The organism is Streptomyces sp. NPDC051664 (genome assembly GCF_044453545.1).
Classification (GTDB): domain Bacteria; phylum Actinomycetota; class Actinomycetes; order Streptomycetales; family Streptomycetaceae; genus Streptomyces.
Genome location: NZ_JBITCU010000029.1, coordinates 72,458 through 83,497, shown reverse-complemented (window position 1 = coordinate 83,497; position 11,040 = coordinate 72,458). Strand labels below are relative to the sequence as shown.

Here is an 11,040-nt window from a genome sequence, read left to right as displayed (position 1 = left end):
GAGCTGCAGATACTCCTCGCCCTCTGGACCGGCGCCTGCCCCACCTGCCACCGCGACATACCCACACCGATACGAACCTGACCAAGCCCTACTAGGGCCTGTCCGGCCGAGGGGGCGCCTGAGGGATGTGGGGGTGAGCTGGGATCTGGTCCGTGACTGGTCCGGAAGAGCTGGTCGGGAGCGGGACAGCGGCGGGGCGACCTGGGAGTTACCGCGTAAAACGCCCTCGGGTGTTATCGGCGCGAAACACGGGTGCCTGACCGGCGAAAGGCCAGGTCAGGCACCCGCTCTCGTGTCCCTAGAAGAACCCGAGCTTCTTCGCCGAGTACGACACGAGAAGATTCTTCGTCTGCTGGTAGTGCTCCAGCATCATCTTGTGATTCTCCCTGCCGATCCCGGACTGCTTGTAGCCGCCGAAGGCCGCATGCGCGGGGTAGGCGTGGTAGCAGTTCGTCCAGACCCGGCCTGCCTGGATCGCGCGGCCTGCCCGGTACGCGGTGTTGATGTCCCGGGTCCAGACGCCTGCACCGAGGCCGTACAGCGTGTCGTTCGCCGTGCTGATCGCGTCGTCGAAGTCCGAGAAGGACGTCACCGCGACGACCGGGCCGAAGATCTCCTCCTGGAAGACCCGCATCCGGTTGTCGCCCTCGAAGATGGTCGGCTGGACGTAGTAGCCGCCTGCCATCTCGCCGTCGTAGTCGATCTTCTGACCGCCCGACAGGACCTTCGCACCCTCCTGCTGGCCGATGTCCAGATAGGAGAGGATCTTCTGCAGCTGGTCGTTGGAGGCCTGCGCGCCGATCATGGTGTCCGTGTCCAGCGGGTGGCCCGGCACGATCTGCTCGGTGCGGGCGATGCCTGCCTCAAGGAACTCGCTGTAGTGGCCGCGCTGGATCAGCGCACGTGACGGACAGGTGCACACCTCGCCCTGGTTGAGGGCGAACATCGTGAACCCTTCGAGGGCCTTGTCGCGGAAGTCGTCGTTCGCCGACCAGACGTCGTCGAAGAAGATGTTCGGGGACTTGCCACCCAGCTCCAGCGTCACCGGCTTGATGTTCTCGGAGGCGTACTGCATGATCAGCCGCCCGGTCGTGGTCTCGCCGGTGAAGGCGATCTTTGCGACGCGCGGGCTGGAGGCGAGCGGCTTGCCGGCCTCCGCGCCGAAGCCGTTGACGATGTTGACGACACCCGGCGGCAGCAGATCGGCGACCAGGCTCAGCCACACATGGATGGAGGCCGGGGTCTGCTCGGCCGGCTTGAGGACCACCGCGTTGCCCGCGGCGAGTGCCGGGGCCAGCTTCCACGTCGCCATCAGGATCGGGAAGTTCCACGGGATGATCTGAGCGACCACGCCGAGCGGTTCGTGGAAGTGGTACGCCACGGTGTCGTCGTCGATCTCGCTGAGCGAGCCCTCCTGGGCCCGCAGCGCACCCGCGAAGTACCGGAAGTGGTCGATGGCGAGCGGGATGTCGGCGGCCAGCGTCTCCCGCACCGGCTTCCCGTTGTCCCAGCTCTCGGCGACCGCCAGCTCCTCCAGATGCGACTCCATCCGGTCGGCGATCCGGTTGAGGACCGACGCGCGCTCACCGGCGGCCGTGGCGCCCCAGGCGGGGGCGGCGGCGTGTGCCGCGTCCAGGGCGAGTTCGATGTCCTCGGCGGTGCCGCGGGCGATCTCGGTGAACGGGCGGCCGTTGACGGGGCTCGGGTTCTCGAAGTACTGACCGCGGACCGGCGGGACGTAATCGCCGCCGATCCAGTGGTCGTAGCGGGACTCGTACGAGACGATGGCGCCCTCGGTGCCCGGCGCAGCGTAACGGGTCATCTCTGTGGCCTCCCGGATCCGGTGCCGCCCGCCGTTGGACGGCCCTCGGCGCGAGGCTAGGCAGCGCAACGTTGCAAGCCCGTTGCGCGCGGTCGTGCGCGCCGCCGCGGCCCCGGCGCCGATTCGCCGGGCGGCTCTAGCGCTGTTCGGCGTCGAGCTCGCGCGCCCTGGCCAGCAGCGCCGGCCGCTGCCCGGGCGGCGCCGCCGCAGCCAGCGCCTGCCACACCGGGAGGTCTTCCTCGCCCCACGGGCTGTACGCCCAGTCCGCCAGCAGCCCCGGATCACCGCGCGCGATCAGCGAGGCCCGCAGCTGATCGTCGAGCCGGCGCCTCAGCCGGGCGACGGACGGAGCCTGTGAACCGGGCAGCAGGGGCCCCGCGTACGCGCTGAGCGCCGCCGCCACCGCACCGGACGCGAGCCTGCGCGCCACGGTGTCGAAGTCGGCGTCGACCGGGGCGGCGAACCGGTACGGTCGGGAGAGCAGGAGTTCGGGGCCGAGGAGCCTTCGCAGCCGGGAGAGTTCGGCCCGTAGCGTCACCGGGGTCACCGACTCGTCCTCGTACAGCTCGATGAGAAGTTCGTCGCCGCCCAGGCCCTCCGGATGGCGGGCCAGCGTCACCAGTATCTCGCTGTGCCGCCTGCTGAGCCGGATCTTGCGGCCGCCCGCGACGAGCAGTGCCTCGTCCCGGCCGAGTGCGCTGAGCTGTACGGATTCCCGGGCGGGCGAGGGCGCGAGCAGAGCGAGCTGGGACTCGGCCGCGCGCGCCACCGCCTGGACGAACGCCAGACTGTGCGGATGCGCGAGCCGGTTTCCGCCGGTGATGTCGACGGCGCCCAGCACCCGCCCTGTGCGTGGATCGTGGAGTGGCGCCGCGGCACAGGTCCACTGCTGCACCGGACGCAGGAAGTGCTCGGCGGCGAACACCTGCACCGGCCGGTCCACGGCGATCGCCGTCCCCGGCGCGTTCGTCCCCGCCACGGACTCGGACCAGCGGGCACCCTCCACGAAGTTCATCCGCCCCGCGTGTCGCCGCGTCGTCTCGTGGCCTTCGACCCAGAGCAGCCTGCCGTGCGCGTCGCACACCGCGAGGAGATGCTCTCCGTCCGTGGCGTACGCACTCATCAGTTCACGGATCACCGGCATGGCGCGGGCCAGCGGATGCCCCTCCCGGTACGGTCCGAGTTCGTCCGCGTCCAGGTCGACCTGGGCCGCACCGTCCGGACTGACCCGGGCCCGGGCGGAGCGCCGCCATGACTCGCCGACCACGGATCGTACCGGCAGCTCCAGCCGGCCCGCGGTGGTGAACACCTCGTGTGCGTGACGCAGTTCGCCGAGACGTTCGACGAGGTCCGTATCGGCGGTCAGGGCTACCCAGGGGTCCGTCAACTCGCCCTCCCGTCCAAGGGGTGTCGTGCACCCCCATCGTCGTCGCAGCCGGGCTCTGCGACAACCTCGGTGCGGAGAGTAGTCACACGGGACTGCGGTTCAGCCGGCGCTGTAGAGGTTGACGAGGCGGATGTAGCGCACCCAGTCCCAGTTGGGTCCGGGATCGGTGTGATCGGTACCCGGTACCTCGGCGTGTCCGAGGATGTGCTCACGGTCCTTGGGGATGCCGTAGCGGTCGCAGACCGACGCGGTCAGCAGCGCCGACTGCTCGTACAGGGCGTTGGTGAAGTACGCCGGCTGGTCCACCCAGCCCTCGTGCTCGATGCCGACACTGCGGGTGTTGTAGTCCCAATTGCCCGCGTGCCAGGCGATGTCCTGTTCCCGAACGCACTGCGCGACGTACCCGTCGGCCGAACGCACCACATAGTGGGCGGATACCTGCTTCGCCGGATTCTGGAAGATCCCGATCGCGTCCGAGAACGACTCCTGCGTGACATGGATGATCACGTACTGCACCGGATACGCCGAAGGGCGCATCGAGGCCGTGTAGTTGACGGCGGAGGCGGGCGTCCAGTGTGCGAGTGGATAGTCGGTGGAGCCCGCCGTGGACGAGGCCATGGCGCGGGTGGAGGCCGGGAGCAGAGCGGCGGCGACCGTCGCCGCGGCGCCCTGAAGGATCCTTCTGCGGTGCATGAACGCTCCTGTGGGGGGAGGGGGGTTCCAGGATCAGGGGGTGGGAAGCAGCGCGGCGGTCTCCCGCAGATGACGGTGCAGCCCACGATGAGGATCGCCCGCAGGCAGCCAATTCTTGCGGATCTTCGCCACACAGGTGTAGTTGGTGTCGCAGACATTCGCCAACGGAGCTTCACCGGCCTGGCTGACCAGCTGGTACGCATCGAGCTCGGAGAGCCCGTAGTCGCGCGCCAGCCACTGCACCAGGTCCAACTGTGATATGCGGAAAGCGTCTTCGAGGGGGCGGGCGGAGCCGGTGGAGATCAGATGGGTGTCCGACTCGATCCGCGGCCACGGCGTCGCGACACCCTTCAGTAGCTCGACCAGCACCACCGTGTTCATCGCGCACTCCACCGCTACCCCACAGGTCTCGCCCTCACCCTGCCGGGCATGGCCATCGCCCAGACTCAACAGCGCACCTTCGACATTGACCCCCAGATAGCAGGTGACGCCGGCCCGCATCTCGGGCGTGTCCATGTTGCCACCGTGCGCGTCCGGCACCAGCGCGGACCGCACCTCCAGATTGGCCGGAGCCACCCCGACCGTGCCGTGCATCGGATCCATCGGCAGCTCCACCTGGATGTCGCTGTCGCGGGCGCTGAAGAGACACGTGCGGCGGGCCCGGTCGAGCTGCCACATCCACACCACCTCGGGCAACGGGGCCTGCAACGAAGCCGTCGTATGGGTGGAGGTGAGGGCGCCGAACAGCGGCACGGTCGTGGACGCCGCCCAGTCCCTGGCCGGTTCGATCGACACGAAGTGCACCGCGACGGTATCGCCCGGCTCCGCCCCCACGACATGGAACGGACCGGTCTGCGGGTTGAGGAACGGGAACTCGCAGACGACGGAGACCAGGTCCTTCTCGGAGCGTACCCGGCCCGCGAAGCAGTCCTCCGTGTACACATCGAGGAAGGTGCCGGGCTCGATCCGGGCCACCGGCGCCGCACCGCCGAAGGTCCATGCGTACTCGCCCTCCTTGGGGCGAACCGTCAGGATCCGCGGGTCGCTCATCGCTGTTCTGCTCCTGCCTCGATGTCGACGACGGCCTCCGGGGCCTCGTCCAGATGGATCCGTCCGGTCTGTGCCACCCGCTCCGGATGTCTGCGCACCAGCACCACCAGCACGCCGATGCCGACGAGCATCCAGATGCCGACCACCGGACCGGCGTACGAGACGGGGGCGCTGAGCTCCGAGACGAAGTCGAAGACCGGTATTCCGGCGGCCGTCAGCAGCGCCGGCACGAACGCCGCGATGCCCAGCACCGGGAAGAGAAGATGGAGTACGGGGTTGAACGCGTCGCGGCGCCGGCGCAGGAAGTACCCGGCGCAGGCCAGGTTGACGACGATGTACACACCGATGATCACGGTCACGATAATGGTGGCCAGCAGCACGAACGCGGTCACCGGGTCATAGCCGAAGCCGAGCCCGAGCGTCGCTCCGACCGCGATCACGAACTGCGCGGCCACCCCGGTGACGGGGGAGCGGCGGCGCGGATGGAGCCGGGCGAACGCCTGCGGGAACACTCCGATGCGCCCCAGTGCGAAGGCCGTGCGCGTCGACACGTTCGCGCACGCGTTGGCGTTGGCCACGGTCGAGTTGACGACGGCGAGGAAGAGCAGCACCCAGAACAACCCGAACGAGGCACGGGCCACGCCTTCCCACGACGCCGCCCCCGAAGCGCCGAATCCGGCGAATTTGTCCGGCCCGAAGTAGACGGACATGGCGTATGTGGTGAGGACGTAGACCAGGCCGATCGACAGCGCGGCGCCGAGCACTGCCCGGCGCATCGTGCGCCGCGGGTTCTTCGTCTCCTCGGCGAGCGGCGCCGCCGCCTCGAAGCCCGCAAACGCCAGCACCGTGTAGACGGAGCCCGCGAAGATCCCGCTGATGCCGTCGAAGCCGTCCGCGGTGTGCGACGTACCGAACACCGACAGGGTGTTGTCCGAGCCGGCCTGCCCGATCAGCAGCACCGCGAAGGCGACGAAGACCAGCACCTCGAAAATGCCGAGCACGGTCCCGAAGCGGGCGGATGCCCGGACGCCGAAGTAGCCGGCGAGCGCGATGACGACCGCACCCAGCAGCGACCACGGCCACCACAGGCCCGCCGGGTACGACGACCATTCCTGGTGCAGGGTGCCCGCCGTCGTGAACCCGAGCTGGAGCAGCAGCAGCGCGGGCACCAGCGCCTCGACGAAGACATAGCCCCAGCCCACCAGGAAGCCGACGGTCGGATGCAGGCCCTGTGCGGAGTACGTGGCGACCGAACCGGCCGCCGGCAGGTGGCGGGCCAGCTCCGCGACGCACGATGCGGTGAACAGACAGGCCACCAGCGCCACCAGCACGGAGAGCGGCAGACTGCCGCCGGCGAACGCGGCCCCGGACGGGATGGACGCGGCGATGGCGGCGGCGGGCGCCATCGCCGTGATGCTCTGGAAGAGAACTTCGCGCAGCCCGACGGCGTCGCGCAGCAGTGTGGTTTCCGATTCCCCCGACACTCCGTGACTCCCTCTTGTCCGTTGACCGGAATGCGTTGTCCGATGTACGGCCGAGCGTCTCGCGCGCCCCACCGTACGGCCGCGGCGTGGATGGCGGAAGATGGCATGCGGCCGAAAATCGGTGGGGCGCAAGGGAGTTGGGGGAGTGGGTGCGGCGTCCGGTGGGGCGGGGGCCCACCGGCGGGCCGGCTAGCCCATGCCGAGCGCTTCCGACAGCGCCGCCGCCGGGTCGTCGTCCGACGGCCCCGCCGGAATCCAGCGCCCGCGCTCCTTGCGGTACGGCCACCAGCGCCCGTCCCGCCCGTAGCGCAGCTGTGCGTCGCCGCCCGCCACGGTCCACCGGTTGCGCACCGCCCGCAGCAGCGGACGCTCGCCGTCCTCCCACGCCGCCGCGAGCCGGGTGAGGGCCCGGGCGTGGGACTCCGGATCCGGTGCCCACTCCTCGTCGAACACGGTGAGCGCGGCGGATCCGCCGTAACCCCAGGCCCGCACCGCCGCGTCGAGCTCGGCCCGCTGCCGCCCCGACCCGGTGGCCAGCCGTGCCATGACCCAGGGCTCTGGACGGGCGTCGGCGACCAGCCGTACGGCATCCTGCTCCGGCGTCAACCCGGCCTGCACGGGCTGCTGTCCGTGGTCGGGCGACAGGGCTTCCGCCAGCATCCGGTAGGCCCGGACGGCGCTGTCGGTCGCCAGCACTTCCAGGGCGGCCGGGTCGAGGCCGGGCTCCGGTTCGGTCTCCGTGTCCAGCGACGGCGGGGGGCCGGGCTCGGCGGGCAGCGGAGGGGGAGCGGGCAGCGGGGGCAGGATCTCCCGCGCGGCGAATGCCTCGTCCGCCCGTACGCCCCGCGCCCGCCGGCCCTCCGCGCGGGAGGACTCCGCCGGTTGCCGCTCCGCGGCCCGGGCCGTGATCCGCGCCTGGAGATCGTCGAGTACCCGCCGCTCGCCGCGCCCCCGCATCAGCAGCAGGACGAAGGGGTCCTGGTCCAGCAGCCGCGCCACTTGGTAGCAGAGGGCGGCGGAGTGCGGGCAGTGGTCCCACGCCTCGCAGGTGCACTCCGGATCCAGATCGCCGATCCCGGGCAGCAGATCCACCCCGGCCGCCGCCGCGTCCTCCACCAGATGCGGCGGCATCTCCCGGTCGAGGAGTGCGGCGATGTGCCCGGCCCGGTCGACCGCCATGTCCAGGAAGCGGTCCCACTCCTCCTCGCTCAGCTGCTGGAGCAGGACATCACTGCGGTACGGGGTCGAGTCCCGGTCCTGGACGACTGCGGTGATCCGTCCCGGGCGTACGGAGACCGCACCGACCCTTCCCTCGCGGGCGAACCGGCGCCCCTTCTTGACCTGTTCGCCGTCGAGCGCGGTGTCTTCCAGGGCCTTCAGCCAGGCACGGCCCCACCAGGTCTCGGCGAAGCCGCGGCCGCTCGCGGGCGGCAGAGCGGCGAAGGTACGTTCCTGCCCCGGCGCGGACACCTCGGCTCCGCCGCCGGCGGGGTCGCGTCCCTCCCCGTCGTAACCGTCGCCGTCGTACTCCTCGCCCTCGTACCCAGGGTTCGCGTATCCGTCGGTCTCGTACGTGTCGCTCATCGCGCGCCCCCTCGTAGCTGCACCAGATCGGCGAGTTCCGCATCGGTCAGCTCGGTCAGCGCCGTCTCACCCGAACCCAGCACCGCATCCGCGAGGCCCTGCTTGCGGGCCAGCATGTCGGCGATCCGGTCCTCGATCGTCCCCTCGGTGATCAACCGGTGCACCTGCACGGGCTGGGTCTGACCGATGCGGTACGCACGGTCGGTGGCCTGGGCCTCCACTGCTGGGTTCCACCAGCGGTCAAAATGCACCACGTGGCCCGCCCGGGTGAGGTTGAGCCCCGTACCGGCCGCCTTCAGCGACAGCAGGAAGACCGGGGACTCGCCGGCCTGGAACCGGTCCACCATGGCCTCACGCTCGGCGATCGGCGTACCGCCGTGCAGAAACTGGGTGCGTACCCCGCGCGCCGCCAGATGCTGTTCGAGCAGTCGTGCCATCTGTACGTACTGGGTGAACACGAGCACGCTCGCGTCCTCCGCGAGAATGGTGTCGAGCAGCTCGTCGAGGAGCTCCAGCTTCCCCGAGCGGTCCGCGATCCGCGGCCGCTCCTCCTTGAGGTACTGCGCAGGGTGGTTGCAGATCTGCTTCAGTGCCGTCAGCAGCTTCATCACCAGGCCGCGCCGGGCGAAGCCGTCGGCGCCGGAGATCTCGGCCAGGGTCTCCCGTACCACCGCCTCGTACAGACCGGTCTGCTCCGCCGTCAGCGAGACAGCGCGGTCGGTCTCCGTCTTCGGCGGCAGCTCCGGGGCGATGCCCGGATCGGACTTGCGCCGTCGCAGCAGGAACGGTCGCACCAGGGCTGCGAGCCGTTCGGCCGCCGCCGGGTCGTTGCCGTGCTCCGCCGCCCGCGCGTAACGGGTACGGAACGTGCCGAGGCGGCCGAGCAGTCCGGGCGTCGTCCAGTCGAGGATCGCCCACAGCTCGGACAGGTTGTTCTCCACGGGGGTGCCGGTGAGCGCCACCCGCGCCCGCGCGCCGATCGTCCGCAGTTGCTGCGCGGTCGCCGAGTGCGGGTTCTTCACGTGCTGTGCCTCGTCGGCGACCACCATGGACCAACCGGCCCCGGCGAGTTTCGCCGCGTCGAGCCGCATCGTGCCGTACGTGGTGAGGACGAACTCGCCGTCCACCAGGCCCTTCAGGCTCCGGGACGCGCCGTGGAAACGACGTACCGGTGTGCCGGGGGCGAACCTCTCGATCTCCCGGTGCCAGTTGCCCATCAGTGAGGTCGGGCAGACCACCAGGGTCGGTCCGGCGGCCTCCTCGACGCTCTGGCGGTGCAGATGCAGCGCAATGAGGGTGATGGTCTTGCCGAGGCCCATGTCGTCGGCGAGACAGCCGCCGAGGCCGAGCGAGGTCATGATGTGGAGCCAGTTCAGACCGCGCAGCTGATAGTCGCGGAGCGTCGCGTTGAGTGCGGAGGGCTGCCCGACCGTCTGCTGCGCACCGGACTCCGGATCGGCGACCCGCGCCCGCAGTCGCTCCAGCCAGCCGGTCGCCTGCACGTCGACCGGGCGGCCGTCGATCTCGGTGGAACCGGTCAGAACGGCCCCGAGCGCATCGATCGGCGTGACCTTGCGGTCCTGCGTCTCGCGGGCGCGGCGCGCATCCTCCGGGTCGATGAGCACCCACTGGTTGCGCAGCCGGACAATCGGTCTGCCGGCTTCGGCCAGCCGGTCCAGTTCGGCTCGGCTGAGTTTCTGGTCGCCGAGTGCGAACCACCAATTGAACGCCAGCAGCGCGTCGGCCGACAGGAACGACGGGACGTCGGACGCGGACTGTCTGTTCGAGGACTCGCCTTCGTGGTCGCCGTGGGCGCCTTCGCTGTCGCCCGCGTCGCTGGTTTCCCCTTCGTCCGGCGGGCCGATCACCGCGCGTGCGGTGAGCGTGCGGGCGACCTCCTTGGGCCAGTGCACCTGGACCCCGGTCGCGGCGAGCGACCGTGCGGCGGAGCCGAGCAGTTCGGCGATCTCCTCGTCGGCCGGCTCGACGGAGTCCGGTACGGCGGCCGACAGCAGCGGAGTCAGCGGTGGCCAGGCGCGGGCGGCGCGGCGCAGGGCGAGGAGGGCGTCCATCCGCGCGCGCGGACCGAACCCCGCGGCGGTGTGCGCCGTGCCCGCCCAGACGTCGGCGGCGTCGGCGACCACTGTCGGATCGCTGACGCTATGGATCTGCAGGACGGCACGGAAGGACGGCCCGGCACCTCGCTCGGCGTCCTCGTGAGCAGGAGTAAGACCGGTGACCTCGACGCGCAGCGAGAGCCGCACACCCGCGTCGTGCCCGGCCGCGACATCGGCGGCCCAGGCCCGGCGCTCGGGCAGACGCTGCGGCGTGTCGACAGCGAAGGCCGGGCTTCCGGTGGCGAACACCGCGGCGGGCGTGCGGGGCAGGCCGTCGGCCACCGCGTCCAGGAACCCGCGCAGCAGCCGCTCCGGCTCCGGCAGCAGCACGGGCTCCACGGCGTCGTCGAGCGGCACGGCATGGGCGGTGGGCGGCATGGAAGCCGCGAGGTCACGGATCCGGTCGAGGTCGGCGGCGGTCAGCGGACCGGCCCGCCACGCGTCGTGGTCGGAGGTACTCAGCCCCGGCAGCAGCAGTCCACGGGCGGCGAGTTGCAGGGCGAGGAGGGCGGCCGCGCCCCAGAATGCGGCCGAGGGCGAGGCCTGCGCCGCGGCCCGCGCGCGGGTCAGTACGGGCAGGGCGTCCCGCACCGGCAGCAGCAGCGCCGGCACACCGTACGGGCAGGTGTCGGCTCCGACGACGGTCAGTTCCCCGACGGTCCCGGGTGCATCGGGCGGGCTGCTGCCGTCCGGATGCCAGAAGGCGACCCGGCCGGTACGGGAGGGATCGGCGGGGAGGAAGACGACGGAGCAGCGGGAGAGCGCGGAGATCTCGGCGAGGGTTGCCGCAGGGAGCCTGTGCACAGCGATGTCGGATTCCTCAAATTTGACTAGTGGGGCCCAAGGTCGCCGAGGGTACTCCACCGGCGGCGCCGTCCGGGAGCGGAATCACCGTGATCCCGC

General features: G+C 70.8%; 7 protein-coding genes. All 7 read right to left on the bottom strand.

Features of this window, described 5'->3' with window-relative positions; all coding sequences use genetic code 11:
• Positions 1 to 298: 298 nt before the first annotated feature.
• Positions 299 to 1,822: an aldehyde dehydrogenase family protein gene (locus tag ACIA8E_RS33805; RefSeq protein WP_399303943.1), complete on the bottom strand. Its 1,524-nt coding sequence runs from the start codon at positions 1,820 to 1,822 to the stop codon at positions 299 to 301.
• 136 nt (positions 1,823 to 1,958) lie between these two features.
• Entirely contained in the window at positions 1,959 to 3,209 is a 1,251-nt protein-coding gene (locus ACIA8E_RS33800; RefSeq protein ID WP_399303941.1) for a GAF domain-containing protein, read from the bottom strand.
• A gap of 99 nt (positions 3,210 to 3,308) precedes the next feature.
• Complete coding sequence (locus ACIA8E_RS33795; protein ID WP_399303939.1) at positions 3,309 to 3,902, bottom strand: N-acetylmuramoyl-L-alanine amidase; 594 nt, start codon at positions 3,900 to 3,902, stop codon at positions 3,309 to 3,311.
• A gap of 33 nt (positions 3,903 to 3,935) precedes the next feature.
• Positions 3,936 to 4,952, bottom strand: a complete 1,017-nt coding sequence (locus ACIA8E_RS33790) for an acetamidase/formamidase family protein (RefSeq protein WP_399303937.1) — start codon at positions 4,950 to 4,952, stop codon at positions 3,936 to 3,938.
• On the bottom strand, positions 4,949 to 6,436 hold the full coding sequence (locus ACIA8E_RS33785; protein WP_399303935.1) for an APC family permease: 1,488 nt from the start codon (positions 6,434 to 6,436) through the stop codon (positions 4,949 to 4,951). Before ACIA8E_RS33785 ends, ACIA8E_RS33790 begins: the two co-directional genes overlap by 4 nt.
• 189 nt (positions 6,437 to 6,625) lie before the next feature.
• Positions 6,626 to 8,020, bottom strand: coding sequence for an SWF or SNF family helicase (locus ACIA8E_RS33780; RefSeq protein WP_399303934.1), 1,395 nt, complete (start codon positions 8,018 to 8,020; stop codon positions 6,626 to 6,628).
• Complete coding sequence (locus ACIA8E_RS33775) at positions 8,017 to 10,941, bottom strand: DEAD/DEAH box helicase (protein ID WP_399303932.1); 2,925 nt, start codon at positions 10,939 to 10,941, stop codon at positions 8,017 to 8,019. The genes ACIA8E_RS33780 and ACIA8E_RS33775 overlap by 4 nt, the downstream gene beginning before the upstream one ends.
• Positions 10,942 to 11,040 lie beyond the last annotated feature (99 nt).

What these genes read in the sequence shown, in the direction of transcription:
- ACIA8E_RS33805 (WP_399303943.1), bottom strand. Translation starts at nt 1,822, where the DNA reads ATGACCCGTTACGCTGCGCCGGGCACCGAGGGCGCCATCGTCTCGTAC.
- ACIA8E_RS33795 (WP_399303939.1), bottom strand. Translation starts at nt 3,902, where the DNA reads ATGCACCGCAGAAGGATCCTTCAGGGCGCCGCGGCGACGGTCGCCGCC.
- ACIA8E_RS33790 (WP_399303937.1), bottom strand. Translation starts at nt 4,952, where the DNA reads ATGAGCGACCCGCGGATCCTGACGGTTCGCCCCAAGGAGGGCGAGTAC.
- ACIA8E_RS33780 (WP_399303934.1), bottom strand. Translation starts at nt 8,020, where the DNA reads ATGAGCGACACGTACGAGACCGACGGATACGCGAACCCTGGGTACGAG.